Consider the following 25,750-nt stretch of genomic DNA (forward strand, 5'->3'; position numbering starts at 1 on the left):
CACGATCTGCGCAGCATGCGGCGACGGCATCACCCATTCTAACAAGAGCGGGCGAATTAACGACTCACGACACTAGAGCGAGACCATCAGCTGCGACAAACCGCGCAGGGTGACGTTCGCCTTGTATTGCGGCTCGCCGGCCAGCCGGGCGTCCGGGAAGCGGGCGGTCACGGCCGAGAGGGCTGTGCCGGCTTCCAGCCGCGCCAGGGGCGCCCCTAGGCAGTAGTGAATTCCGCGACCAAAACCCAAGTGCCGCAAGGTCCCTCGGTCCGGGTCGAACGTGTCGGGCCGGTCGAACTCGGCGGGGTCACGCTGGGCCGCGGCCAGCAGGACCATCATGATGTCGCCCGCTGGCACGTCGACGTCGCCGATCGTCATGTCCGCCAGGGCGACTCGCCCGGCCAGTTGCACCGGCGGGTCGTAACGCAGGGTCTCCTCGACGATCGCCGGCGCCCGACCCGGGTCGGCGCTCAGGGCCGACCAGTGCACGCGGTTGCGCAGCATGGCCAGGATGGCGTTGCCGATCAGGTTCACCGTGGTCTCGTGCCCCGCGATCAGCAGCAGGTTGCAGGTGGAGACGATTTCCTCCTCGGTCAGCTGATCGCCGGACTCCTCCACCGCGATCAGGCCCGACAGCAGGTCGTCGCCCGGCTCCGACCGGCGCCGCTCGATCAACTCGTGGAGATATCCGCGCAGCCGCCGCACCGCCTGCATCCGCTCGTCCACGACGTCGGGCGGCACACCGGTGATCGTCGATAAGGGGTCCAGGGCCTGCGCCAGCACCGCCGAGGCGCGGCTGAAGTGCGGCTCGTCCTCCAGCGGCACGCCGAGCAGCCGGCAGATCACCGCCACGGGCAGCGGATGGGCGAAATCCTCGACGACGTCGAACTCGCCCTGCTCGGCGATCCGATCGAGCAGTCCGTCCACCAGCGCGGTGATTTCGGGCTGCAGCGCGTTGACCACTTTGGGCGAGAAGGCCTTGGCGACCAGCTTGCGCAGCCGGGTGTGATCGGGCGGATCGAGGAACAGAAATCCCGGCGGGAAAAGCCTGGGCTGCACCACGCCCGCCTCGAGCTGGCGCTTCGCCACCGTCGAGTTCGCGTTGCTGCTGCTCGACGCCGGATGTCGCAACACCTCGTCGCAGTCCCGGTAGGCCGAAAAGACGACGAGGGTCGTCTCCGGCAGCACGATCGGTCCGCGCTCGCGAAACTGCGCGAGGAGCCGATACGGGTCGGCGCGGTTGGCCGGGTCGAGCAGCTGCAGCAGCAGCCCTTGCGATTCGGCTTGGGCGGCGGTCATCCTCACATTCTGCCCGCACCGCGCGGGACGCTCAGCGGCGCAAGAACTCCACGATGTGGTTGGCCAGTTCCTCGCCGGCGTCCTCCTGCAGAAAGTGACCCGCGCCGCGAATCGTCGGGTGATCGATGCCCTGCGCGCCGCGCATCTCGCGCTGGAAGATCGCGGCCATCGGCGCGGTGATGGGATCGCTGTCGCTGAACGCGACGAGCATGGGCGTCGGGCTCACGGACAGCTTGGCCCACGCCGCCTTGTTGGCCGCAGCAGCGGGATCGTCCGGCGAGGTGGGCACCAGGGTGGGCATGGCGCGCGGCCCGGCGCAGAACCGGTCGTCCGGGAACGGCGCGTTGTAGCCCTCGCGCACCTCGCCGCTCAGCTGCGTGCTGCAACCGCCCTGCACGAACCAGCCGATGTTCAGGTCCGGAGCGATGGCGATGGCCTTGCGGAAGCGCCACCAGTCCTCGGCCATCGGCTGCTCGCCGTTCGGCAGCCCGGTGTTGGCGACGACCAGGCGGGCGAACCGTTCGGGATGCTCGGCCGCCAGCCGCAAGCCGATCAGCCCGCCCCAGTCCTGGCCCACCAGGGTCACATGACGAAGGTCGAGGACGTCGAAAGCGACGGCCCGCATCCATTCGACGTGGCGCGCGTAGGTGTGGTCCTCGCGACGGGTCGGCTTGTCCGAACGACCGAAACCCACCAGGTCGGGGCAGATGACCCGATGCCCCGCGGCGGCCAGGATCGGAATCATCTTGCGGTACAGGAACGACCACGACGGCTCGCCGTGCAGCATGAGAACCGGGTCGGCGCCTGGCGGCCCGTCCTCCACCCAAGCGACCCGCAGCGTCCCGCCGTCACCAGCTGCGATCTCGCAATACCTTGGGGCATAAGGAAAGTCGGGCACGTCGTCGAACCGCCCGTCGGGTGTGCGCAGTGTTTGCATGTCAACCCCCTTCGGTTAGGCCGGCCAGTGCCGGATGCGCCATCAATCGATCGAGAAACGGACGCTGGCCCTTGAGCAGCTTCGTGCGCGCCTGCGCCACCGCGAACCAGCCGACCCGGTCGACCTCGGGGAACTCCCGCATCCGGCCCGAGCCCTTCGGCCACTCGATTTGAAAGGTGTTGCTGTGTGCGTCGGTGACGTCGAGGTCGGCCCCGACGGCGTAGGCGGTGACCACCTTGCCGCTGGGTTGTTTCAGCGGGCCGAAATCCAGCCGCGGCCCGGCTGGGACCGACAGCCCCAACTCCTCGGAAAACTCGCGCTGCGCAACGGCCCAGGGGTCCTCGCCGTCGGCGTACTCACCCTTGGGTATCGACCAGGCCCCCTCGTCTTTGCGGGCCCAGAACGGACCGCCGGGATGCGCGATCAGGACTTCGACGACGCCGGCACGCGCCCGGTACAACAACACACCCGCACTGAGCGTGGGCATGAACGGTCAGACCCCGACGGCCCGTTCCAGATCCTTGAGCGCCGACTCTAGGTGCGTGAGTAGGCGCTGCAGGTGTGGAACGCTGCGACGGCATCCGACCAGTCCGAAATCGAGGTTGCCCGCGTTGCTGACCAGGGTGATGTTCAGCGCCTGCCCGTCCAACGCAATAGAAAGCGGATAACTGCCGTCGAGCCGGGCGCCGCCCCAATACATCCGTTCGCGAGGCCCCGGCACGTTCGAGATGACCAGATTGAACGGCGGCGACGTCGACGACACCCACCCGGGAACCGCCGCCAGTGCGAGCGGCGCCATGTTCACCGCCGACAGCGCCAGCGCCTGGGCACGGGGCAACTCGGAGAACACCCTCTTGTTCTTGTGCATCGACTCGCTGACGGTCTGCAGCCGTTCTGCGGGGTCGTCGGTGTCGGTTGCCAGATTGCAGAGGATTGCTCCGACGAGGTTGCCACCGGCGTCGGCCTCGTCGTCCTTGCGCAGGCTCATCGGGACCATCGCGACAAGCGGGCTGTCCGGCAGCGCGTTCTGCTCGAGCAGGTAGTAGCGCAGGGCGCCCGCGCACATTGCCAACACGACGTCGTTCAGAGTCACACCCGAGGCGGCCTTGACGGTTCTGATGCGGTCCACCGACCACGACTGCGCGGCGCAGCGCCGCGCGCCGCCGATCTTGACGTTCAGCATGGTGCGCGGGGCGCCGAAGGGCAACGTCACCTGCTGCTCGAACAGCGCCGCGCGGGCGAGCGAAACCGTCGAAGGGCCAAGCGCCGCAAGCGATCCCAACGTCTTGACCAATGAGCCGAGCCGAGATGCTGGGCCGGACGTGCGCTTTCGCCTGGGCAGGCTCCACATCGCCCGTATCTCTTTGTCGTTCGGGTCGACCGACAGTGCGCGCTGCATCAGCTTCATCGCCGAAACGCCGTCGATCAGCGCATGATGCATCTTGCTGTACATGGCGAACCGGCCGTCGTTCAGCCCCTCCACGACGTAAAGCTCCCACAGGGGGCGGTGGCGGTCGAGCAAACCGGTGTGCAGGCGGGACGTCAGCTCCAGCAGTTCGCGAACCCGGCCCGGTGCTGCCAGCGCCGAGCGCCGGACGTGGTAGTCGACGTCGACCTCGTCGTCATAGGTCCACGCCATCGGGGATATACCGCCCAGAAGCGTCGCGGGGTGCTTGCGGAAGGTGGGCTGGAATTCGTCGTTGGCGATCATGGCGTCGGTGAACTCGCGGACGAATTCGGGGCCTGCGCCCTCCGGCGGTTCGAACAACGACAAGCCGCCCACGTGCATGGGATGCTCACGGGATTCGCCCAGCAGAAATACCCCGTCGGTGGGCGCCATCGGTTCCATGCACCCATTAGACCGCGAAGAGCCCGGGAGGCGAAGGGCTCTTAGAACATCGCCGCCGAACCGACCTCGGGATGGCCGCGCATGTACTCGACCAGCCGGTCGACATAGCTGCCGAACGCGGGCGCCGAGATACCGCTGCCGGCGAGGTCCGCCCGGCAGTGGTCGGTCAGGTAGGTGGTGGGATGCGCGAAGTAGTCAACCGCCTCGGGCGGGATCCGCGTCAGGCGGTACAGGCCCGGAACATGCGCCAGGGATGCCTTCGCGAGCCGGCGCGGCAACGGCACCTTGATGAGTTCCCTGCCGGTTGCCTCCGCGATCGTCTTCGTCATCTCGTCGACGGTGAGCGGGAACGGATCGGCCAGCTGATAGGTCCGGCCCTCGGATGCGGGGAGGCCGCTCAGATATGCGACGGCGTCGATGACGAAGTCGCGCGGGACCACGTTCACGCGTGTCGCCGTCGGGTCGCCCACCACGGGCAGGAGCGCCCGCCGGGACTGCCGCAACAGCCATTGCATGACGAAATAGGGTCCGTCGAACTTCTGCGTTTCGCCGGTGCGACTGTCGCCGACGACAATTGCGGGGCGATAGATCGTGGCCGGCAGGCCGGTGGCCATGTGGCGGCGGACGTCGGCCTCAGCGAGGTTCTTGGTCTCCTCGTAATAGTTGTTGAACGGCGCGCCGACTTCGAGATCGTCCTCGCCGAACGCGCCGTCGTAGCGGCCGCTGACATAGCAGGTGCTGACGTAGTGCAGGCGGGTCAGCATGGGGCAGCGCTCGAGGGCGTCCAGCACGTTGCGCGTGCCGTCGACGTTGACCCGAACCGCCACGTCGCGGGGCACGGTCAGGTCGTATGCGGCGGCCAGGTGCCACGCCTCGGTGACGCCGGTGAGGGCGCCCGGGGCGAGCCCCAGCCCCGGTCGGGTGATGTCGCCCTCGACCACCTGAATCCGGCCCTCGAGGAACGGGTCGGCGGCGCCGAGCTCGGCCACCCGTCGTTCCGCGAGGGTGGCGAACTTGGGCTGCACCAGGCAGATCGCCGAGCCGTCAACGCGTTTGAGGATGCTCGGCAGCAGCGCGCTGCCGAGAAACCCGGGAAACCCCGTCATCAATACCGTCATCGCTGCACCTCGCCGGCCACGTTATCGGCGACTGGGAGTGTTCGAACGGGTCTTTGGACCCACCGTGGCCGCCATTGGTCCCTGGCTGCTACGCAAGGTCTTTGGTCCCCGCCGTGCGGGGATTGCGGCTCTGTCGAGGCGGCAGCCCCTGCGGGACGATGACGGCACTCGAATACGGCACAGCGACGAGTCGGCGGGTGACGAAATGACTTATCCCGAAATCGCCAAGTGGGACCCCACCTTCACCGAGATGCTGATCAACGCGGTGAACCCGGTCATCAAGCGCTGGTTCCGCCCGGAAGTTCGGGGCCTGGAAAACGTCCCGGCGGCGGGCGGCGCGCTGCTGGTGTCCAACCATTCCGGCGGCGTCCTGACGCCCGATTGGAACGTGCTGGCCCCGGCCCTGTACGGCAGGTTCGGCTACGACCGCCCGCTGTACACCGTGGCCCACTACGGCGTGTTCTTCACACCGTTTCGGGCGGCGCTGGGACGGCTCGGCGTCATCCACGCCAACCGGGAGAACGCGGGCGAGGCGTTGCGTTCGGGTGCGGTGGTGCTGGCCTTCCCGGGCGGCGACTACGACGCGTTCCGTCCGACGCTGCGGCAGAACGTCGTCGACTTCGACGGCCGCACCGGATACGTGCGGACCGCCCTGGAAGCCGGCGTGCCGATCGTGCCGGCGGTGTCGATCGGCGGGCAGGAGACCCAGCTTTTCCTCACGCGCGGCAATTGGCTGGCGAAGAGCTTGGGGCTCAAGCGGTTTCGGATCGAGATCCTCCCGATCACGATCGGGTTCCCGTTCGGGATGTCGGTGTTCTTCCCGGCCAACATGCCGTTGCCCGCCAAGATCATCTACCAGGTGCTGAAGCCCATCGACGTCGCCGAGCGGTTCGGCGAGGACCCCGACGTCGACGAGGTCGACGCTTACGTCCGCTCGGTCATGCAGGCCGCGCTCGATCGATTGGCGCGCGAGCGCCGCGTTCCCGTCCTGGGTTAGGCGACCGCCCACGCGGAGGTGGCGATGAGGTCGCCGCGCTCCAGCCCCGCCGCGCGATGCTCGTGCACCTTCGCGTACTCGGGCGTCGTCACCATGTCGATGAACGCCTGCGGCGTCGGATATTCGACGATGAGAATCGCGTCCCACCAAGGCCGTTCGCCGTCCCCGATGACGACCGTTGGCGCCGCACCGGCGTACCGCAGCGTCGCACCCACGCGTTGCAGGTGCGGCGCGACCTCCTGCCCGTATTGCAGGTAGGACTCCAGCCCGCCCGCGGTCTTGAACTTCAACAGGTTGACCATCAGCACCGGCGCGTCGGCGGGCCTGGCGGCGAGCGCCGCGAACTGCTCCGGGGTGGGCTCCAGCGAGCTGCTCATGCGATCTCCTTGCATCTTTCGGCTGTATTGGCGGCACTCCCCGTACCCTCCCTCATCGACGGGCCGACGTCTTGACATCTCACGACAGCATTTTGACAATCCAAGACACATGTCTGTTGTACGCGGGACCGCGCTCTCGAACTATGCGGGCCTCGTCGCCGAGTTGGGCGGCGACCCCGCGAGCCTGCTGCGCGCGGCGGGCGTCCGCGAGCGAGACGCCGGCAATTACGACGCGTTTATCTCGTACCGGGCCGCGATACAGGCCATCGAGTCCGCTGCCCAGGCCACGAACACGCCGGACTTCGGGAGACGGTTGGCCGAGCGGCAGGGCATCGAGATTCTGGGTCCGGTCGGCGTGGCGGCGCGCACCGCAGGCACCGTGGCGGACGCCTTGGAGATCTTCGGCACCTACATGGCGGCGTACAGCCCGGTGATCGCGCTGCGGGTCACGTCGCTGGCCGATCCGCAGCGCTCCTTCGTGACGCTGGAATTTCTCTTGGATAACCCGCCACCGCACGCGCAGACCACGGAGCTGTCGCTGGGTGTCTCGGTGCGGGTGTTCCGGCTGCTCATGGGTGCCGATTACGTCCCGCTGAAGGTGCATCTGCCGCATGACCCGCTCATGCCCAAAGCCGACTATGTGCGGTATTTCGGTTGCACGCCCGAGTTCGCCTCGCGGGCAGCGGGTTTCACGGTGCGCACGGCCGACTTGAGCCGCCCGTTGCACCGCGACGACGTCGCCCACAAGGCCGTTGTCGACTATTTGAGCGGCATCACGCCCCGAAATGCGGGGATCGTGGAGTCGGTGCGCATTATCGTTCGCCAGCTGCTGCCCACCGGGACGGCCACCCTCGAGCTAGTCGCCGAGCAATTCAACCTGCACCCAAAAACGCTGCAGCGCAGACTCGCCGAAGAGGACACGACATTCGCGGCATTGGTGGATCAGGTCCGCAAAGACGCCGCCGACCGGTACCTGCGCAACACCGGCATCAGCCTTTCGCACCTGGCGCGCGAGCTGGGCTACGCCGAGCAGAGCGTGCTGACCCGCTCGTGCAAGCGCTGGTTCGGGACGGGACCGGCCGCTTACCGCACCCGAACTCGCGCGCCGGCGAAGCACAGGTTGTCGTCGTCGACCGGACCCTCGCGCAGCGTCTTGTAGTCGCCGCGGTAATCCATCGAGGTTCGCCACGGCCCCTCGGCGCCCTGGCGCGGGAACTGCTCGACGGATCGCTTGACGTAGCCGGCCGTGACTTCCAACAGCGGCTTGGTCGGCATGGGCCCGGGCAGCCGCGGGTAGCAGATGCGGTGCCCGTGCGCGTCCATGTGGGCCAGCAGCCGGCAGAAGTGCTCGCACACCAGCCCGACCTTGAGCGTCCACGACGAGTTGGTGTAGCCGAACACATAGGAGAAGTTCGGGACGTCGTTGAGCAGGAACCCTTTGAACGCCACCTTGTCCGGCAGGTCGACGGGAACCCCGTCCACCGAGAGGCTGATCCCGCCGAAGGCCAGCAGGTTCAGGCCGGTGGCGGTGACGATGATGTCGGCTTCGAGTTCGCGCCCGGAGCGCAACCGGATTCCGCGCTCGGTGAAGGTCTCGATCTGGTCGGTGACCACCGAGGCGCGGCCGTCGCGGATGGCCTTGAACATGTCGGCGTCGGGCACGGCGCACAGCCGCTGGTCCCACGGGTCGTAGGACGGCCGGAAGTGCTCGTCGACCGGGTATCCGGCCGGCAATTGCTTCGCGTTGAGGTGGCGGATCAGCCGGCGGGCGGCGCGCGGGTGCTGTTGGCAGAACCGCCAGACGAGCCGCTGCTTGGCGATGTTCTTGCGTCGGGTGATGGCGTAGGCGCGGTCGCGGCCGACGAGCTTGGGCAACGTGTTGGCGATGCGGTCCTCCGACGGCACCGGCAGGATGTAGGTCGGCGAGCGCTGCAGCATGGTCACGTGTCCGGCGGTCTCGGCCATGGCGGGAACCAGCGTGACCGCGGTCGCGCCGCTGCCGATGATCACCACCCGCTTGCCGCTGTAGTCCAGGTCCTCGGGCCAGTGCTGCGGGTGGATGATTTGTCCGGCGAACCGCTCCCGGCCCGGGAACTCGGGGGTGAACCCCTCGTCGTAGCGGTAGTAGCCGCTCGCGCAGAAGAACCATCCGCACGTCATGGTGATGCGTTCGCCCGCGCGCTCGATTTCGACCAGCCAGCGCGCGTCCTCGGTGGACCAGGCCGCGCTGATCACCTTGTGACGGAAGCGGATCGACTGGCCGATCCCGTTTTCGGCGACGGTCTCGCGGAGGTAGGCCATGATCGCGTCGGCGCTGGCGATCGCCTTCTCGTTCTCCCACGCCTTGAACTCGTAGCTGAACGTGTGCAGGTCGGAGTCGGAGCGAATTCCGGGGTACCGGAACAGGTCCCACGTCCCGCCGATCTCGTCGCGCGCCTCCAGGATCGCGAACGTCTTGCCGGGCTGCATCGTCCGCAGGTAGTAGGCGGCGCCGATGCCCGAGATGCCGGCGCCGATGATCAACACGTCGACGTGTTCGATGCTGTTGGAGGTCATGGCCGTTCCTTGAATCTGCTGTCGGATGCGGTGGCTTACCGCTGCATCCACTTTGCGGCAGCGCAGGGGTCGGAGTATTGACAGCAGAGGACAGCTTTTTGACAGTAGAGGACAGCGTCAAGCGTTATCCGACGGGCGTGATCCCCCCGTTGGAGATGGAGAAGCCACGACCCGTCACCGTGCACGTGATGCCGCTGGCTTCCGACCGACAGCTGAACGGGCCGAGCCCAGCGGTCTGGCCGTAGGGCAGGGTGGGCGTGCCCTCCCCCGCGTTGCCGAGGCAGGATTCTCCGGTGCAGCTCTTGTACGTCCCGTCGGTGGACATGTGCACGGACTGCGGCGGCGACGTCGTCTGGCAATACGCTTCGTCGGGTATGTCGCGGCCACGTTGATAGTCGATCTCACAGCCGATGTTGCGTGACGGAGACAGGAACGAACACCACGTCTGGCTGCAGACCGGGTTGTCGGCGGCCGCCCGAGGCGTCCCGACGAAGCCGACCACGACGAACCCGAGTGCGGCCCCCACTGCCGCGGCGACTGTCCGATGCACGATGCCTCCCCGGGTTCACCGAACCGTTGGCGTGTCCGGAAAGTAGCAGATCGACGTCGGTCGAGGTGGGCGATTGCTATAGCAGATCGGTGATGGTCTTCAGGCCCGCGTCGTAGAGCACCCCCGGCAGCATGCCGCCGTCGCATTCGATGGTGGTGCCGTTGACGAAGTCTGCGTCGCCGCCGGCCAGGAACACGCAGACGCGGCCCACCTCCGCGGGCTCCCCCGCGCGGCGCAACGGCACTGCGGCGAAGTACTTTTCGCCGGTCGGGTCGTCCTTGGGCAACACGAACGACCGGAAGTTCTCGGTCATCGTCGGGCCCAGGGCGACGCAGTTGACCCGGACCTTGGGCCCCCATTCCTCGGCCAGCGAACGGGTGAGATGGTTCAGCCCGCTCTTGGCCGCCCCGTAGGAGACCAGGGTCGGAGATCCGGCCGGGTGCCCCGCGCCGCTGGAGATGTTGATGATGCAGCCCACGCCGTCCTGGGTGCACATCTGCCGGTACGCGCGGATCGCGAACCAGAGCGGGCTGATGAGGTTCATCTGGACCGCGAACGCGTGGAACAGCGCCGTGCGTTCGTAGTCGTCGTCGCTGTCCGGTGCGCCCTGAATGCGCGAGACGAGCGAGGGAATGCTTTCGGCGTGCGGCGCCGGCACCGTGCCGCCGGCGTTGTTCACCAGGATGTCGACCCGCCCGTGGGTGGCCACGACGTCGGCGATGAACGAGTCGATCGAGCGGTAATCGCCTTGGTCGCAAACCCTTTGGGATGCGCGGCTCGCCCAGTCGGCGTCGATGCCGGGGATGGTGTCCAGGGGCGAGCGGGAGCAGCCGACGACGGTGGCACCGGCGCGCAGCAACTCGTGAGCGATGCCGACGCCGACGCCGCGGCTGGTGCCGGTGACGATCGCGATCTTGCCGTCGAGTGCGCCCATCGCCAGCCTTCCATGCGTCATTGACAGTGACTGTCAGCGGGTCATACTGTGCCATTCCAGCCGTTGGCGTGTAAAGCACTCGGGAGGTCACAGGTGAGCATTCGGGTCATCCAATGGGCGACCGGGGGCGTCGGCAAGGCCGCCATCGCGTGCGTGCTGAATCATCCGCAGCTCGAACTCGTCGGGTGCTGGGTGCACAGCGCCAACAAGGACGGCGTGGACGTGGGCGAGATCATCGGAGCCCCGCCGCTGGGTGTCACGGCGACCACCAGCGTCGACGAAGTGCTGGCCCTCGACGCGGATTGCGTCATGTATAGCCCGCTTGTCCCCAACGACGACGAGGTCCTGGCGATCCTGCGGTCCGGCAAGAACGTGGTCACCCCCGTCGGCTGGGTGTACCCCGACCTGAGCAACCCGCGTCACCGGGCCATCGCCGACGCCGCGCTCGAAAATGGTGTGACGCTGCACGGTTCGGGAATCCACCCCGGCGGCATCACCGAGCGATTCCCGCTGATGTTGTCCTCGCTCTCCTCGGCGGTCACCCACGTGCGCGCCGAGGAGTTCTCCGACATCCGCACCTACAATGCCCCGGACGTCGTGCGCCACATCATGGGATTCGGCGGCACCCCCGAGGAAGCGATGCAGGGACCCATGGCCGGCCTGCTCGAGGCAGGTTTCAAGCAGTCGGTGCGAATGGTGGCCGACCACATGGGATTTCGCATCGAGCCGAACATCAGGACCATCCAGGACGTCGCTGTGGCGACGTCCGACATCGACTACGCCCCGTTCCCGATAACCACGGGAAAGGTGGCCGCGCGCCGGTTCCGCTGGCAGGCGCTCGTCGACGGCGAGCCGGTCATCACCGCCGCGGTCAACTGGCTGATGGGTGAGGAAAACCTGGACCCGGCCTGGAATTTCGGCGGGCGCGGCGAACGCTTCGAGGTCGAGATCACCGGCGATCCCACCGTCAGCCTCACCTTCAAGGGGCTGCAACCGGAGACGATCGCCGAAGGGCTGATAAAGAATCCGGGCGTCGTGGCCACCGCCAACCATTGCGTCAACGCGATCCCCGACGTCTGCGCCGCCGAGCCGGGCATCAAGACCTACCTCGACCTGCCGCTGTTCGCCGGGCGTCCCGCAGCCGATCTCGCGGATAAGCCGTGACCGCGCTGACCGACGTGTCCTTCTGCCACCTCGTCGTCGGGGTGACGGACATGGACCGCGCGCTGGCGTTCTACCGCGACACTCTCGGCATGGACGTCGTCTTCGACACGCTGATCTCGGGCGAGCCCTTCGACGCCGCACTGCACGCGAAGCGAAAGCAGGAGGGTCGGGTGGTGGGCGGCCTGCTGGGCGGGCTGATGGTCGAGCTCCTCTCACTCGGCGCCAAACCCGGCACCGGGGAGCAGCGGCGCGGCATCACCGGCATCCACAACGTGTCGCTGCGGGTGCCCGATCTCGACGACGCCCACCGCCGCATCGCCGCCGCCGGCTATCCGCCCGATCAGGATCCGTTCGAAATCGGCGGGGTGCGAATGTTTTTCGTCAAGGATCCAGACGGGACTCCGGTCGAGTTCATCGAGCTGCCCGACGGGGCGCGCAGCACCTACGAGATGCACCGCGGCGTGCCGCTTCAGCTGGGGCCGGTGCGATGAGCTATTCGCACCCCGACTCGATGCGCGGCCACGTCGCGATCGTCACCGGCGCCGCGCAGGGCGTCGGCAAGGGCATCGCCGCGGCGCTGTTGGAACGCGGCGCGTCGGTGCTGCTGGTGGACATCCAGGACGAGGCCCTGCACGCGACCACCACCGAACTCAAGCAGATCGGGCGCGCCGAACAACTGGTCGCCGACCTGCGCGACCCGGCCAGCGCACCGCGGATCGTGGCGGCCGCGGTCGACGCGTTCGGCACCGTACACGGCCTGGTGAACAACGCCATCGCCACCAACGAGCCCAAGCGATTCGTCGACATCACCACCGAGGACCTGGCGCTCGGGTACGACGTCGGACCCCGGGCCACCTTCCTGCTGATGCAGGCCGTGTACCCGCTGATGGTCGAGGCCGGCGGCGGGTCGATCGTCAACCTCGGCTCCGGCACCGGCACCGGCGGCGAACCCAAGTGGGGCGGTTACGCCGCCGCCAAGGAAGGCATCCGCGGGCTCTCCAAGGTCGCCGCCCTGGAGTGGGGACGCGACAACATCCGCGTCAACGTCATCTGCCCGTTCGCCGAGTCCGACGGCGTCAAAGCGTGGAAGCAGTTCGCGCCCAACGACTATGCCAAAGCCGTCGGGCGGGTGCCGATGAAACGCATCGGCGACGTCCGCACCGACGTGGGTGCGCTGGTCGCGTTCCTGCTCAGCACCGACGCCACGTTCATCACCGGCCAGACGATCCAGGTCGACGGCGGGATCGGCTGCTTCCGTTGAGCCAGTCGTTGCGGGAACGACAGCGCGCCCAGATCCGCGCCGACATCCGTCGCGCGGCGTTCCGGCTGTTCATCGAGCGCGGCTACGACGCCGTGACGACGGAGGAAATCGCCTCGGCCGCAGGCGTTTCACCGCGCACCTTCTTCCGGCACGTGCCGGCCAAGGAGGAACTGCTGCTCGCGCCGCTGCGCCACGGTGGCGCCGCGATCGTCAGCCTGCTCGAGGAGCGGCCCGCCACCGAACCACCCGACGTCGCGCTGGTCAACGCGATCGTCGTCCGCACCCGATCATTCGACCCGGCCGACTGCGAGGAGTGGCGCGAGGCGCTGCTGGTGGCGCCCGGCCTGCTCGACAAGGTCACGCTGCACACACCCGCGGACAAGGAGCGCGCGACGAAGCTGATCGGCGAGCGGATGGGAACCAACCCCGACACCGACATCCGGCCCGGCCTGCTGGTCCAACTCGGCTTCGCCGCAGGCGATTTCGCGTTCCAGCGGTGGGTGCGCCAGTCCACCAGGAAACCCCGTCCGCTCGACGGCTACGTCACCGATGCCGTTGAGGCCATCAAGAGCCCGCATTGGCGAAGGAAGTCGAAATCGTGAACGACACGTACAAGGTAGCGGTATGGGCCACCGGCGGAGTGGGCAAGTACGCAATCCGAACCATCGCCGACCGGCCGAACCTCGACCTGGTCGGGGTATGGGTGCACTCGGACAGCAAGAACGGCAAGGACGCCGGTGAACTCGCGGGCATCGACCCGCTCGGCGTCGCCGCCACCCGGGACGAGTCGGAGATCCTCGGCGGCGACGCGGACTGCGTCGTCTACGCAGCGCCGGCGCCGCCACGAATGAAGGAAGCGATCGGCGACCTGTGCCGAATCCTTTCCGCTGGAAAGAATGTCGTCACCACCGCGATACCGGGACTGGTCTACCCGCGAGGATCGATGCCCGCCAAGGTGACCGATGCGATCCGCGGCGCGGCCGAAGCCGGTGGCAGCTCGCTGTTCTCGAGCGGCATCGAGCCGGGATTCGGCGCCGACCTGTTCCCCATCGCACTGATGTCGATGTCACACAAGGTGTATTCGGTGCGCGGCATCGAAATCACCAACTATTCCGAGTACCCGGCCGAATACGACATGCGCGAGCTGTTCGGTTTCGGCCAGCCCCTCGATTACCAAGGCGGGTTGATGATGCCCGGCGTGCTGCGCTGGGGCTGGGGCGCCGCCGTCACCATGGTCGCCGACGCGCTGGGCGTGGCGCTCGACGACATCCGCGAGACGTGCGAGTTCTTGCCCACGCCACGCGAAATCCCCACCGCCTTCGGGCTTGTCGAGGCGGGAACGGTCGGCGCAACCCGGGCCCGCTGCATCGGCGTCGTCGACGGCGTCGACGTCATCACCATCGAGCACGTCGACCGCATCGCCGACGACCTGGCCCTGGACTGGCCGAAGGGCCGCACCGGCGGAACCGACGGCATCTGGCGCGTCATCATCGACGGCGAACCGAGCTTTGACGCCGAGTTCGAGGTGGGACATCGGCCCGGCGACAGCCACAACGATCACGGACTGCTGGCCACCGGCATGCGCGCGGTCAACGCCATCCCGTGGGTCTGCGCCGCCGAGCCCGGAATCGTTGACGCGCTGCACCTTCCGCTGACCTCCCCGGTCGGGGCGCTGCACCCGAACCGCGACGGGATCTCCGCCTTCTGAGGTCAGAAGCTGTCGTTACCCCCACCGGAGTCAAAGCCCCCGCCGGAGTCGAAGCCCCCGCCCGAGTCGAACCCGCCGCCCGAGTCCCAACCGCCGCCCGAATCGAATCCGCCGAAACCGACGTCGCCGCCGCCGGAGTACGAGTCGCCGCCGAAGCCGGTGTCGCCGCCACCCGAGTACTGGTAATTGCCGTCGAAGCCGACGTCGCCCTGCTGGCTGTCGTACCCGCTGTCGTAGCCGCCCTGGTAACCGTCGTAGCCCGAATTAGCCAGCGCCGAATCCCGCCCGTCCTCGAACCCGCGGTCGTAGCTGCCGCCCCAGTGGTCGTCCAACAGGGCATCGACCAGCAGCACATCGGCGATGGCCCAACCCCAGCCCGGACCCCAGAACGCGTACGGGTAATAGCCTGGGTAGAAGAACATTCCGTTGTGGTAGCCGCCGGGGTAGTAGTTCGCGTAGCCCGGCTGCGGGGTGGTGCTGTAGTTGTTGTTGTTGATCGTCACGACCTGCCCGGTGTCCGGGTTCCTCGCCCGCACCGTGGCCTGCTTGCGCTCCCCGGGCGGCACCGAGGTCACGGCGTTCACATTGGGGATTGCCGCCGGGTTCAGCTTGCGATTGGCCTTGTCGACGGTGGACTGCACGGCCCGCAGGTGCGCCCGCGCCGCGGTGTAGTCACCCGCCTGGTACGCCTTGCGGGCGTCGGACAGGCTGGCGTTCGCCTTCAACGACTCGGCGCTGACGTCCACGTCGGCATTGGTCATCACCGCGCTATCGAGGTCGGCGGCCTCGGATTCGGCGGCGATCAACTGTTCCTTGATCCGCTCGCGCGCCTCGGCGTCCTTGCGGCGCTTGCGGTTTCGGCCCATCGCGAACCAGATCGCCAGCACCACGCCGACGAAGATCAGCAGCACCCACAGCCAGGTCCAGCTGGTGTGCTTCGCGGTGCCGACCGGGGAGGTCGTCACCGGCCCGCCCGACGCGACGCTCACACCGGCCAGCTTGCTGACGAACTCACTGGTCGCGCCGTAGGGATCGTTGCGGTGGGCCCTTGCCGACTGGTCTAGGAGCGCATTCACGCTGTCGGCGACCTCCCGCGGCACGTTGTAGGCCCGCACGTGGTAGCCCCTGGCGTCGATCACCAGGATGACGCCGCTGAACCCGGGATCGCGGCCCAGGATGACGTTGTGAATGGCATCCGCCGTCGTCACGCCGGTCTGGTCGGGGGCCACCGCGGCAACCCAGAGCCGGGGTGTCGAGCTCCACGCCCATCGAGTGGTCAGGATCTGGTCGTTCACCCTGTCCGGGTTCTGCAGGGGCGGCCTACCCGCCGGGTCGGCAACCACATGCGTCTGCGCATTGAACCTGCCCACCACCTGGTCGGTGTAGGCGTCGGCCCACGCCGACGGCGCGAGCAGCATCGCCAACGCCCAGATGAACGGGATAGCAAGGAGCCGGCCGAATCGTCGAGTCACTTTTCTCCTGACCTCGTCTTGTGCTGATCGAACCACACGGCGACACCTCGCCGCCCGGCGATTCGCGGCGAGCTGAATGGGCACAGTATTCCCATGAGCGTTGTGGTGATCGGGCAAATCGGGCGCGATCTGGTGTTGCGTACGGACGGGCCGCCGTCGGCGACCTACTGGCATGGCAGGCCGACCGCGAGCTGTTCGAGTTCGCCGACGTGAAGGTGGTCGATCCAACCGGCGCCGGAGACGCCTTCGTGGCCGGGCTCATCGCCGCCCTGCGCGACGGTGCCGGGCCGCGCCAGGCGGGCCGGCGCGCGGCGGCGGCCGCCAGTTCGACGGTGCAGCGCCTCGGCGGACGGCCCGACCTGACCGGGCTCGCTTCGTGAGAGCGGCCTAGCCGCCACCGCCCCCGGCGCCACCTCCAGCGCCGCCGCCCGCTCCGCCACCAGCGCCACCGCCCGCGCCTCCCCCGGCCGGGGGCACGCTGCCGGAGCCGCCGCCGTAAGAGGGCGCCGACGACGGTGGGGGCGGCGGAGCGGGGCTGGACGAAGTCGGCGGCGCCGCGGGCGCGTTGGTCGCGGATGCGTTGACGGTGCCACCCAAGGCGACTCCGAAGACGACCATCACGACACCACCGAAGAGTGCGACTCCCCTGCTGACTGCAGATTTCACGGGTTCCCCATCCTTGTGATCTCAGTTCCGACGCAAGGGCCATACCCGTTATCCGGGTGCGCAATCAGGTGAGCGCGGGCAGGACCTTGTCGGTGAGCAGCTGGACCGACTTCCACGCCTCGTCGACGGGCATGCCGCCCACCAGGGGGTGCATGACGAGCGGCCCGAAGTCCTCGGCGTCACGCACCTCGGCGATCAGCTCATCGGGCGTGAGGAACCGGTATCGTCCCGACGCCCTGACCTCGTCCAGGGTCCGCACGCCGGGCAGGTGCATGAGCGAACGTTGCTCGTGCGACCAGCCGCCGTAAGTGACTGCCTCCCAAAGGATGTGATCGCCGAGCTCCGCCCACGCGCGATCGGGGTCCTCGTGCAGGAAGATCATCCCGCGGTTGATCGCGGCGGGCATGACGACGAGCGGCTTGAGGCCGACCTCGGAACAAAGCTCGCGGTAGTAGGCGGCGATGTCGGGCAGGTGGTCGGCGAGGCTGAGCGGGAGCCGAAAACGTGCGGCGCGCCGCGCCGTCGCGCGCGAACCGCCGCCGACGAACAACGGCGGGTGCGGCCGGGTCCAGGTGCCGGTGCAGACTCCCGCGTCCGCGCCGGCGCCGGACCACACCGACAGCATCCGCTCGACCAGGCCGTCCATCAGCTCGCCGCGGCGGCCGAAATCGATTCCGAGCGAATCGTATTCGACCGTTCGATAGCCCAGGCCCACCGTCGTCAGCAGCCGGCCGTGGCTCATGTTGTCGACGAGCGCGATGTCTTCGGCGAGCCGGACCGGATTCCACAGCGGCCCCAGCGCGCAGTCGACGCTGGCGATCAGCGTCGTGGTTCGGGCCAGGAACATCGACGCGGCCATGATCGGGTTGCAGCTCCACCCGTGCCCGGTCGCGTGGTGCTCGTCGACACTGATCGAGGTGATGCCGTGCGACTCGCCCCACTGCGCCAGCTCGAGCGCGGCGCGGAGCAGCGCGCCCTGGGTGCGCGGATCACCCTGCGGCGACGCGAAATTGAAGCGCAGCACGCTCAGCAGCACGTCATGCCTCCTCGCCCCCGGCCATCGACTGCAGGAAGGCGGGGAAGTCGGGGAAAAGCGCGCGGTCGACGATCTCGATGCGGGTGCCCGAGGCGTCCGTGAAGTAGGCGAACAGCGAAAGTTCGGACCCGGGCGTGTCGGCGGTCATCTCGAGAGTGAAGCCGTTGGCCTCCAACGCCCGCGCGCTTTCGGCCAAATCATCGCTGAAGTAGCCGAGGTGATGGACGGCGTTACCCGGCGCCGCCGTCCACGGGCTGCCGGGAACCTCCTGAACCAGTTCGACGTGGGGGCTCTGCAGGGAGTAGACGATCGTCGACGTCAATTCGCGGACGCCGGAGGCGGTGCGAAAAGGCAGCGTGTAGCTCATCGGATTGATCCACCGGTAGCCGGCCAGCGCGCTCAGCCTGGCCATCGCCGCGCCGAGGTCGGGCACCACGACGCCGGTGTGGTAGAAGTCCTGCGGGTGCAAAGCGAATGTCATTGTGAATCCTTTGCTTTCAGACACAGTCGGACGCGCCGTCGACGACGAAGAGCGCGCCGCTGGTGTAGCTGCTTTGCTCCGTGCACAGGAAGGCCACCGTCGGCGCGATTTCCCCGACCGATCCGAAGCGGCGCAACGGGATGTGGGCCAGCTCGGATTCGACCAGCTCGGCCGCGCCGTGCATGGGCGCGGTCATCGGGGTGTCGATCGTGCCCGGCGCCACCGCGTTCACCCGGATTCCCTTGTGCGCCCACTTCACCGCGAGGTTGCGCGTGATGCAGACCACGCCGGCCTTCGCGGCGCCGTAGCCGGGGACCAATGGGACGGCGCGCAGCGCCGACATCGACGCGACGTTGACCACGCTGGCGCCGCCTGCCGCGGTCGACGACTTCAGCGCCGGATACAACGCGACGGTGAGCCGGTAGGGACCGATCAGATTGAGCGCGACCGAGGCATCGAATCCGTCGGGTTTCGACTCGTCAAGTCCGCCGGGGAAATTCGCGCCGGCGTTGTTCACCAGGACGTCGAGGCCCGCGAACGCCTGCGCCAACGCGTCCACCGATTCGGGGTCGGTGATGCGCAACTGTCGATAGGCCATGCCCGACAGGTCGGTGTCGTAGTCCGCGGCCGCGGGTTTGGTTCCCGTGATGGTGACGTCGGCTCCGGCGTCCCGGAACAGCGTTGCGGTGGCATGGCCGATCCCGCTGGTGCCGCCGGTGACCAAGACGGTCGTCCCGGTGAAGTCGAAGCTGACTCGCGCCGTCATGCGTTCCTCGCTAGTTGGTTTCTGAGCCAAGCACTTTCCCAGAAGTTGGTGCTGTCGGCCAGCAGCGTCTCATGCGCACCGTTCAACACGTCGCGGGCCCCCGGGTGGTCGCGGGGAACCAGCTCGGCCAGGTGGATCGCGTGCAGTGGCCGCCCCGCCTCGAGGTGCGCCCGCGCCCTGTCCACCAGCGCGTCGGCGCCGGCCAGTTCGACCACGTCGGCGGCGACAGCCTCGAAACCGACCGGATACAGTTCGGTGGTCGATCGGTGGTGGAACCAGCCCGAGTAGTTCTCCCACACGGCGCGCACATCCCAGTCGACCTTCCCGTAGCCTTGGCCCACTTCGTTTTCCGGGGGCAGGGTGATCTCGCGCATCAGGGTGCGGACGTCCTTGCCCGCGTTCATCCCCGCGACGGTCTGGTCGTGGATATACCGGATCGCGTCGCGCAGGCGGGTCAATTCGGCGTTGATGCGCTCCCGTCCCGCGATCGGTTCGAAGTGACCGGTCACCAGGAGTTCGGGTTCGAGGTCGCGGACCCGCTCGACCGACGCGATGGCGGTCAGGGCGTCGCGGTACCGGTCGCCGCGCATAGTGACAAGGTTGGGAATGTGACCGAATATCGGGCCAAAGGTGTTTCCGCACAGGCAGATCCGCTCGTCCGGCAGCCACACCACCAGCGAGTCGGTGGTCTCGCCGCCGGGCACGGCTATCAACTCCAAGCGCCGGCCGCCGAGCTCCAGGGTCAGGGTGTCCTCGAAGTCGAGATCGACGGCGGGGACACTCTGGGCGGGCAGCCGCTTCGTGCCGAGCCGGCGCTGGATGTCCTGGATTCCCGACGCCAGCGTGTCCTTGAAGGCGAACGCGCTGCGGGCGGCGCGGTACGGTATCAGCCTTTCGTTGTCGTCGCGCCACGCCGTCCAGTTCGCTTGCGCGACAACCGTTGTGGCGGGGTCGCGCACGCTGTCCAGGCCGCCGACGTGGTCGACGTGACCCTGGGTGAAGATGATGTAGCGCACCGGCGAGGGGTCGACGGCGTCGAAGTTGGCGCGGTGGACCGGACCCTCGAAGCCCATGCCGGTGTTGACGATGACCCGGCCCTCGCCGGTGGTCAGCAGGTAGGCGTTCGACAGCCCGGGCGAGCACCACAGTCCCGGCGCTATCTGCTCGGCCTTTTCGGCCGAAGCCGGGCGTAGGCCGTCGGCGCCGGGCCTTTCGCGATAGATCGGCTCGAACATCGCTGTTGACTCCTTCATTCGGGCCGGACGTCGAATCGGTTGAAATAGAACTCGAAGCGCCCGCGCAGTTCGTCGGGCGACACGCCGAAATGCCGTTGCAGTGCGTAGCGGACACGGCCGTGTTTGCCCCGCGGATTGCCGTCCAGGTAGTTCTGCAGGCGGGCGCGCACCTTGGGCGTCAGCTCGACTCCCCCGCGCTGGTAAAGCTGTTCCAGCAGCGGCATTTCGTTGCCGTTGAGGTGGTGGAAGGCGATGTCGATGCTGCGTTCGGCCGGAACGAGGTCGCGGTCGCGCACGCAAGCGCCGAGCAGCCGCTGCACGCGGTCGCTCCAATAGTCCAGCAGCCATTCCGGGTCGATGGCGGTCCGGCGCAGCCGGTCGGAGTAGGCCATCATCGTGATGGCCGACTGGACCACGGCGACGGGATCGCGATGAGTGAAGGCCACGGTCGCGTCGGGGAAGGTCGCCATCAAGGGGCCGAGCTGCTCGCAGTGCTGCGGGCTCTTCAGCACCCAGGTCCGCGGACCGCGGAGGAACGTCAGCGCCTGCAGGACCTTCTTCAGGTACGCGTAATGCCGGGTCTGGTCGAGCCCCAGGTAGTAATCGCGCCAATCCGGCACGCGCGCATGCCATTCCAGGACGTAGGCGGCCAGGTCGAGGTCGAGGAGTTCGACCTCCTCCTCGATCGCCTCGGGAAAGCGGTCGTGCATTGCGGCCACCACCGGGGCGCTGGCCATGAGCGCGTCGTGCTCGGCCTTGGCCCGCGCGTACCGGGGGTCGACGCCGGAAATGTCGGGGCCTTCGCCGCGCGCGGGTATCGGTTCCTGACTCTCCCAGTAGGGCAGCGCGCGCCGGCGCGGGTCGGCCGCGATGAGGTTGACCAGGTGCGTGGTTCCGGATCGCGGCATCCCGACCACGATGATCGGCTTCTCGATGGCGACCGATTCGATTTCCGGATACCGCTTGACGAGTTCGGTCAGCGACAGCCGGTTGCGTAGCAGGCGAACCACGCGTTGCCGCAGCGACGAACGGGTGAGCTGGGTCAGGCCTTCGTCCGCTTCGATGGCCGCGACGTGCACGGCCAGCCGGTCTTTGAACCCGTCGGTGTCGTCCAGGTCGTCGGCCCCCGCTTGCTGGACCGCTTCGGCGAGCATCCGTTCCGCATCGAAGTCGACGCGCCTTGCCTCGGTGAATTCGAGGATCTGACGCTGGACGTCGGTCAGCCGGGGCGCCGTCAGGTCATCGAAGTCGATGTCGTCCACGTCGCCGACCGCAGAAGCCACGCGAGCTCTACAGGTTGGCCAGGTCGTCGGGAACGTCCACCTTGTGTTCCTGCAGCGCCTCCAGCGGCACCACCTCGAGCGTGCGCTCGTGAGTGGACGCCAACACCACCGGCGCGGCGCACCCGTCGTTGTGGGCCCGAAGCCAGTTCAGGGCGGTGACGCACCAGCGGTCGCCGGGCAACAGCCCGGGAAACCGGTGCTCGGGAACCGGCGTCAGCAAGTCGTTGCCGATGGAACGCTGGTGTTCCAGGAATTCGGCCGTCATCACCGCGCAGATCGTATGCCGACCGAGGTCTTCCTGGCCGGTCGAGCAACAGCCGTCGCGGTAGAAACCGGTAAGTGGGTCGGTACCGCACGGTTCCAGCGGACCGCCGAGCACGTTGCGATCGGGCACCGGTTTAGTATCGCGCCCCGGGGTGCGAAATTTATAGTCAGTTCGCCCATCCGCGCCCGGCGATTTTTTGCCGCCGCCGGCATTCGTCGCCCGAGCGGCCGGGCTGCGCGGTAGGTTCTGCCTGTGAAACTTTCCGGGGCTTTCCTGGCGGAAGCGGCCGCGACCGTCGACAACAAGCTCAACGTGCAGGGCGGCGTGCTGTCGAAGTTTACGGTCGGGCCCGACCGGTATGCCCGGTTCGTCCTCGTGGTGCTGACGCGGTCCGGGACCGAGGATTCCGACCGACGGGTGGACGTGGAACTCAAGCCCCCGACGCTCGACGCACCGCAATACAAATGGTTCGACGCGCCGGAGGCCGCGGTCGGGGAGTTTCCGGGGTTCGCCTTCTTCGAGATCGAGGCCCGGCTGCCGGTTGACGGCCGCTGGACGATCGAGATCAGTTGCGGCGATTCGTCGGTCTCGCTGCCGCTCGTGGTGGACGGGTGGACCTCGCCGTCCCTTGACATTTGAGCAAGCCCATTTTCGCTCGGCGCGCAATGGCCTTGCACACCAAGGAGATCCGTCCTGTCGGGGCGGCCGGCCCGTCATGACCCTCGACCGGGCGCGCGAATGCCCCTAGGTCACAACAAGATAACAATTCCCGCGGCGCCGAGAACCCGGCGCGACGCGCTGGCCAAATGCCGGGTCCGGAGCCGCGGGAAATTTATCGTCATTTGGTGCATCGTCGTACAGCCTTGAAGCTTCCATTGCTGCTGGCGGCGGGCACGGCCCTGGCTCACGTACCTCGCGCCTCCGCGGACCCGGCGCCGCGCTCCTCCGGGGAGATCACCCGATGGTCGCCTGACCGCGCCAACCGCTGGTATCAAGCCCAAGGATGGCTCGTCGGCGCCAACTACATCACGTCGAACGCCATCAATCAGCTCGAGATGTTCCAGCCCGCCACCTACGACCTGCGGCGCATCAACACCGAGCTGAGCTGGGCCCGGGCTTACGGTTTCAACAGCGTGCGGGTATTCCTGCACGACCAGCTGTGGGCCCAGGACGCGAGGGGTTTTCACAACCGCCTCGCGCAGTTCGTCAGCGTCGCGGCGAGCCACGGCATCCGGCCGCTGTTCGTGTTCTTCGACTCCTGCTGGGACCCGTTCCCCAAACTCGGCCCGCAGCGCGCGCCGCGGCCCGGCGTGCACAACTCGGGGTGGGTGCAGAGCCCCGGCGCGGAACGCCTCGGTGACCCCGGCTACACCCAGGTCCTGCACGACTACGTGACGAGCGTGTTGACCCAATTCCGCAGCGACAACCGGATTTTGGGCTGGGACCTGTGGAACGAGCCGGACAATCCTGCGCGGGTGTACGCCAAGGTCGAGCGGAAGGACAAGCTGGAGCGGGTCGCGGAGCTGCTGCCCCAGGTGTTCCGTTGGGCCCGTTCGGTCGATCCCAGCCAACCGCTGACGAGCGGCGTGTGGCGCGGCGCCGACCAGGGCGAGCATGGGGGCGCCAGCGCCATCAGCGACATCCAGCTGAGCAACGCCGACGTCATCACGTTCCACTCCTACGCCGAGCCCGCGGGCTTCGAGTCGCGGGTCGCCGAGCTCGCGCCGCACGGGCGCCCGATCATCTGCACGGAGTACATGGCGCGCCCCCAGGGCAGCACCATCGAGTCGATCCTGCCCATCGCGAAGCGCCGGAACATCGGCGCGTTCAACTGGGGGCTGGTCGCCGGCAAGACCCAGACGTACTTTCCGTGGGACTCGTGGGACCACCCCTACGCGGCGCCGCCGAAGGTGTGGTTTCACGACCTGCTGCAACCGGACGGCCGGCCCTATCGCGACAGCGAGTTCCAGACGGCGCGCAGCCTGGGCAGCGGCGGGCCCACGTAAGAGGCTCCGAACTGCGCTAAGCGGCGATCATGGGGCGTTTGTCGCGGGAAGCAGTTCGGCAATCAGTGCCTGGACGTGCTTGGCGATGTCATCGCGGATGGCGCGAACGATGTCGGGAGGCTGGCCTTCCGGGTCCGCCAGTTTCCAGTCGCGGTAGGTGACTCCCGGGAAGTAGGGGCTGATGTCGCCGCAGCCCATGGTGATCACGATGTCGCTGGCCCGCATGGCGCCGGGGGTGAGCAGTTTGGGGGCTGCGGCGGTGATGTCGACGCCGATTTCTGCCATCGCCGCGACGGCGGCAGGGCTGATCGCGGAGGCGGGTTCGGTTCCGGCGGACCGAACTTCGATGCGATCGCCGGCGAGGTGCGTGAGCAGCGCGGCGGCCATTTGAGAGCGCCCGGCGTTGTGCACGCAGACGAACAAGACGCTGGGTTTTTCCGTCACCGGCGGGGCTCCGGGAGCGAATTGCGCACCGCGAAGCTATGAAATTTTTTGATCCGAAATTTGCCCATCCTGTGCCCAATCCCCCGCCCACTTCCGCAAGCGCTGGGCGTGACGCAGGAGTATTACCTGCGGTTTTTATTCATTCTTTGGCGGTGGCGGAGGGATTTGAACCCTCGGACGGTTTTAGCCGTCACACGCTTTCGAGGCGTGCTCCTTAGGCCGCTCGGACACGCCACCGCCAGGCAGCTTACCGAACGCCCCGCCACTCACCCCAATCGCTGGTTCCGGCCACCGAGATTGCCGCCATGGTTGTGCTTGCGCCAAGATCACAGCCCTCACGGCAATCTCGACGCCGCAGGAACTCACCCCAATCGCTGGCGGGCGAAGAAGGCCTCCAGCGGCGCGGCGCACTCCCGCGCGAGCACGCCGCCGCGCACCTCGGGGCGATGGTTGAGCCGGCGGTCGCGGACGACGTCCCAGAGCGATCCGACGGCGCCCGTCTTGGGTTCCCACGCCCCGAACACCAGCCGCGCGACGCGGGCCAGCACCAGCGCGCCGGCGCACATGGTGCACGGCTCGACCGTCACCGCGAGCGTGGCGCCCTCCAGCCGCCACCCGTCGCCGAGCACGCCGGCGGCCGCCCGCATCGCCAGGATTTCCGCGTGCGCGGTCGGATCGCCAAGGGCCTCACGGGCATTCACCGCCCGGGCGAGCTCGGTCCCGTCGGCGCCTATGACCACCGCACCGATCGGCACGTCACGCGGCCCCGCCGTCGCGGCGGCCTCCAGTGCGGAACGGATCAGGTCTTCGTCAGTACTCACCGACCGAGGCGGTCGATCACCGCCGACAGCTGGTCGGCAAAGCCCATCTCGCGGGCGATGCGGCCGAGTTGCTCGTCGGCGTAGAGGTCGGTCTCGTCGAGGATGACGCCGAGCACCGCCTCGGGAAGGCCGACGTCGGACAGCAATCCGAGGTCGCCCTCCTCGAAGGGGTCGGCGTCCTCGAGGTCTTCGGGATCGATGTCGGCGTCGAGGTTGTCCAGCACTTCGGCGGCGATGTCATAGTCCAGCGCGGCGGTGGCGTCGGAGAGCAGCAGCCGGGTCCCGGACGGGCCCGGGCGCACGATGACGAAGAACTCGTCGTCGACGTCGAGCAGCCCGAACACCGCGCCCGAGCTGCGCAGCTCACGCAGCTCCGTCTCGGCGGTCTGAAGGCTCGTCAGCGCCTTGGCGCCCATGGGAGCACAGCGCGCTCCAGCGCAAGGGCCGTCCGCGGACGCACCGGACGGCTTCGGCGTTGCCGTCGTGCGAGAAGAGGGTAAGTGGCGCTGTTATCCCATGGGCGCC

The 25,750-nt window shown here is 67.9% G+C and carries 27 protein-coding genes, 1 tRNA gene and 3 pseudogenes; 10 read left to right on the forward strand and 21 right to left on the reverse strand.

Going from position 1 to position 25,750, the window contains the following annotated elements; all coding sequences use genetic code 11:
- Positions 1–72 precede the first annotated feature (72 nt).
- The 5 genes from A5712_RS01330 to A5712_RS01350 are packed head-to-tail and all read right to left on the reverse strand — an operon-like array spanning position 73 to position 5,203.
- Positions 73–1,299 carry a cytochrome P450 gene (locus A5712_RS01330; RefSeq protein WP_068100407.1) on the reverse strand — a complete coding sequence of 409 codons (1,227 nt, stop codon included), beginning with the start codon at positions 1,297–1,299 and terminating at the stop codon, positions 73–75.
- A 31-nt stretch (positions 1,300–1,330) separates the two neighbouring features.
- Positions 1,331–2,236 (reverse strand): haloalkane dehalogenase, encoded by a 906-nt coding sequence (locus tag A5712_RS01335; RefSeq protein WP_068100409.1) that lies wholly within the window; start codon positions 2,234–2,236, stop codon positions 1,331–1,333.
- A gap of 1 nt (position 2,237) precedes the next feature.
- Entirely contained in the window at positions 2,238–2,723 is a 486-nt protein-coding gene (locus A5712_RS01340) for an NUDIX domain-containing protein (protein WP_068100411.1), read from the reverse strand.
- Positions 2,724–2,729: 6 nt separating this feature from the next.
- Entirely contained in the window at positions 2,730–4,085 is a 1,356-nt protein-coding gene (locus tag A5712_RS01345) for a wax ester/triacylglycerol synthase family O-acyltransferase (protein ID WP_068100412.1), read from the reverse strand.
- A 41-nt stretch (positions 4,086–4,126) separates the two neighbouring features.
- On the reverse strand, positions 4,127–5,203 hold the full coding sequence (locus A5712_RS01350) for an SDR family oxidoreductase (RefSeq protein WP_068100413.1): 1,077 nt from the start codon (positions 5,201–5,203) through the stop codon (positions 4,127–4,129).
- 205 nt (positions 5,204–5,408) lie between these two features.
- On the opposite strand from A5712_RS01350, the gene A5712_RS01355 reads away from it, so the two are divergent.
- Complete coding sequence (locus A5712_RS01355) at positions 5,409–6,200, forward strand: lysophospholipid acyltransferase family protein (protein WP_068100415.1); 792 nt, start codon at positions 5,409–5,411, stop codon at positions 6,198–6,200.
- Here A5712_RS01355 and A5712_RS01360 read toward each other — a convergent pair.
- Positions 6,197–6,577 (reverse strand): DUF1330 domain-containing protein, encoded by a 381-nt coding sequence (locus A5712_RS01360; protein ID WP_068100416.1) that lies wholly within the window; start codon positions 6,575–6,577, stop codon positions 6,197–6,199. The genes A5712_RS01355 and A5712_RS01360 overlap by 4 nt on opposite strands.
- Before the next feature lie 109 nt (positions 6,578–6,686).
- Between A5712_RS01360 and A5712_RS01365 the strand changes: the two genes are divergently transcribed.
- A complete protein-coding gene (locus A5712_RS01365) occupies positions 6,687–7,736 on the forward strand; it encodes an AraC family transcriptional regulator (RefSeq protein WP_068100418.1) in 1,050 nt (349 codons plus the stop codon).
- On the opposite strand, the gene A5712_RS01370 is transcribed toward A5712_RS01365, so the two are convergent.
- The 3 genes from A5712_RS01370 to A5712_RS01380 form a co-directional block, all read right to left on the reverse strand.
- Complete coding sequence (locus A5712_RS01370) at positions 7,661–9,133, reverse strand: NAD(P)/FAD-dependent oxidoreductase (protein WP_068100421.1); 1,473 nt, start codon at positions 9,131–9,133, stop codon at positions 7,661–7,663. The two genes, A5712_RS01365 and A5712_RS01370, sit on opposite strands and share 76 nt — an antisense overlap.
- A 124-nt stretch (positions 9,134–9,257) precedes the next feature.
- Entirely contained in the window at positions 9,258–9,683 is a 426-nt protein-coding gene (locus tag A5712_RS01375; RefSeq protein WP_068100422.1) for a hypothetical protein, read from the reverse strand.
- Between the two features lie 76 nt (positions 9,684–9,759).
- Complete coding sequence (locus tag A5712_RS01380) at positions 9,760–10,617, reverse strand: SDR family NAD(P)-dependent oxidoreductase (protein WP_068100426.1); 858 nt, start codon at positions 10,615–10,617, stop codon at positions 9,760–9,762.
- Between the two features lie 93 nt (positions 10,618–10,710).
- Here A5712_RS01380 and A5712_RS01385 point away from each other — a divergent pair, with 93 nt between their 5' ends.
- From A5712_RS01385 to A5712_RS01405, 5 genes are read left to right on the forward strand one after another with little or no spacing between them, the layout of a single operon-like run.
- A complete protein-coding gene (locus A5712_RS01385; protein ID WP_068100427.1) occupies positions 10,711–11,781 on the forward strand; it encodes a dihydrodipicolinate reductase in 1,071 nt (356 codons plus the stop codon).
- On the forward strand, positions 11,778–12,272 hold the full coding sequence (locus A5712_RS29910) for a VOC family protein (RefSeq protein WP_255404388.1): 495 nt from the start codon (positions 11,778–11,780) through the stop codon (positions 12,270–12,272). Before A5712_RS01385 ends, A5712_RS29910 begins: the two co-directional genes overlap by 4 nt.
- Positions 12,269–13,042 carry an SDR family NAD(P)-dependent oxidoreductase gene (locus A5712_RS01395; RefSeq protein ID WP_068100428.1) on the forward strand — a complete coding sequence of 258 codons (774 nt, stop codon included), beginning with the start codon at positions 12,269–12,271 and terminating at the stop codon, positions 13,040–13,042. The genes A5712_RS29910 and A5712_RS01395 overlap by 4 nt, the downstream gene beginning before the upstream one ends.
- Complete coding sequence (locus A5712_RS01400; protein WP_068100430.1) at positions 13,039–13,644, forward strand: TetR/AcrR family transcriptional regulator; 606 nt, start codon at positions 13,039–13,041, stop codon at positions 13,642–13,644. Before A5712_RS01395 ends, A5712_RS01400 begins: the two co-directional genes overlap by 4 nt.
- Positions 13,641–14,750: a hypothetical protein gene (locus A5712_RS01405; protein WP_082973208.1), complete on the forward strand. Its 1,110-nt coding sequence runs from the start codon at positions 13,641–13,643 to the stop codon at positions 14,748–14,750. The genes A5712_RS01400 and A5712_RS01405 overlap by 4 nt, the downstream gene beginning before the upstream one ends.
- Before the next feature lie 2 nt (positions 14,751–14,752).
- Here the strand turns inward: A5712_RS01405 and A5712_RS01410 are convergent, their stop codons facing one another.
- A complete protein-coding gene (locus tag A5712_RS01410; protein ID WP_068100431.1) occupies positions 14,753–16,222 on the reverse strand; it encodes a hypothetical protein in 1,470 nt (489 codons plus the stop codon).
- A 152-nt stretch (positions 16,223–16,374) separates the two neighbouring features.
- On the opposite strand from A5712_RS01410, the pseudogene A5712_RS32590 reads away from it, so the two are divergent.
- Positions 16,375–16,602: pseudogene (locus tag A5712_RS32590) on the forward strand (PfkB family carbohydrate kinase); the annotation flags it as partial.
- 7 nt (positions 16,603–16,609) lie between these two features.
- Here A5712_RS32590 and A5712_RS30600 read toward each other — a convergent pair.
- From A5712_RS30600 to A5712_RS01445, 7 genes are all read right to left on the reverse strand, one after another.
- Positions 16,610–16,888, reverse strand: a complete 279-nt coding sequence (locus A5712_RS30600; protein ID WP_156766352.1) for a hypothetical protein — start codon at positions 16,886–16,888, stop codon at positions 16,610–16,612.
- Between the two features lie 64 nt (positions 16,889–16,952).
- On the reverse strand, positions 16,953–17,924 hold the full coding sequence (locus A5712_RS01420) for an LLM class flavin-dependent oxidoreductase (protein ID WP_068100434.1): 972 nt from the start codon (positions 17,922–17,924) through the stop codon (positions 16,953–16,955).
- 1 nt (position 17,925) lies between these two features.
- Positions 17,926–18,405 (reverse strand): VOC family protein, encoded by a 480-nt coding sequence (locus A5712_RS01425; RefSeq protein ID WP_068100436.1) that lies wholly within the window; start codon positions 18,403–18,405, stop codon positions 17,926–17,928.
- A gap of 16 nt (positions 18,406–18,421) precedes the next feature.
- On the reverse strand, positions 18,422–19,171 hold the full coding sequence (locus A5712_RS01430) for an SDR family NAD(P)-dependent oxidoreductase (protein ID WP_068100439.1): 750 nt from the start codon (positions 19,169–19,171) through the stop codon (positions 18,422–18,424).
- Complete coding sequence (locus A5712_RS01435) at positions 19,168–20,406, reverse strand: MBL fold metallo-hydrolase (RefSeq protein ID WP_068100441.1); 1,239 nt, start codon at positions 20,404–20,406, stop codon at positions 19,168–19,170. Before A5712_RS01435 ends, A5712_RS01430 begins: the two co-directional genes overlap by 4 nt.
- Before the next feature lie 14 nt (positions 20,407–20,420).
- Complete coding sequence (locus A5712_RS01440; RefSeq protein WP_068100442.1) at positions 20,421–21,689, reverse strand: sulfotransferase; 1,269 nt, start codon at positions 21,687–21,689, stop codon at positions 20,421–20,423.
- A 7-nt stretch (positions 21,690–21,696) separates the two neighbouring features.
- On the reverse strand, positions 21,697–22,083 hold the full coding sequence (locus tag A5712_RS01445) for a DUF2237 family protein (RefSeq protein WP_068100445.1): 387 nt from the start codon (positions 22,081–22,083) through the stop codon (positions 21,697–21,699).
- A 123-nt stretch (positions 22,084–22,206) separates the two neighbouring features.
- Between A5712_RS01445 and A5712_RS01450 the strand changes: the two genes are divergently transcribed.
- Both A5712_RS01450 and A5712_RS01455 read left to right on the forward strand, forming a co-directional pair.
- Complete coding sequence (locus A5712_RS01450) at positions 22,207–22,593, forward strand: hypothetical protein (RefSeq protein WP_068100447.1); 387 nt, start codon at positions 22,207–22,209, stop codon at positions 22,591–22,593.
- Between the two features lie 206 nt (positions 22,594–22,799).
- On the forward strand, positions 22,800–23,960 hold the full coding sequence (locus tag A5712_RS01455; protein WP_068100459.1) for a cellulase family glycosylhydrolase: 1,161 nt from the start codon (positions 22,800–22,802) through the stop codon (positions 23,958–23,960).
- Positions 23,961–23,987: 27 nt separating this feature from the next.
- Here A5712_RS01455 and A5712_RS01460 read toward each other — a convergent pair.
- The 4 genes and pseudogenes from A5712_RS01460 to A5712_RS01475 all read right to left on the reverse strand — a co-directional run.
- Positions 23,988–24,398: pseudogene (locus A5712_RS01460) on the reverse strand (arsenate reductase ArsC); the annotation flags it as partial.
- 153 nt (positions 24,399–24,551) lie between these two features.
- Positions 24,552–24,641, reverse strand: a tRNA-Ser gene (locus A5712_RS01465).
- 125 nt (positions 24,642–24,766) lie between these two features.
- Entirely contained in the window at positions 24,767–25,225 is a 459-nt protein-coding gene (locus tag A5712_RS01470; protein ID WP_068100451.1) for a nucleoside deaminase, read from the reverse strand.
- A pseudogene (locus A5712_RS01475) lies at positions 25,222–25,653 on the reverse strand (tRNA adenosine deaminase-associated protein); the annotation flags it as partial. The pseudogene A5712_RS01475 and the gene A5712_RS01470, both read right to left, overlap by 4 nt.
- Positions 25,654–25,750: the final 97 nt, after the last annotated feature.

The sequence above is a fragment of the Mycobacterium sp. E2327 genome, assembly GCF_001672675.1.
Lineage (GTDB): Bacteria > Actinomycetota > Actinomycetes > Mycobacteriales > Mycobacteriaceae > Mycobacterium.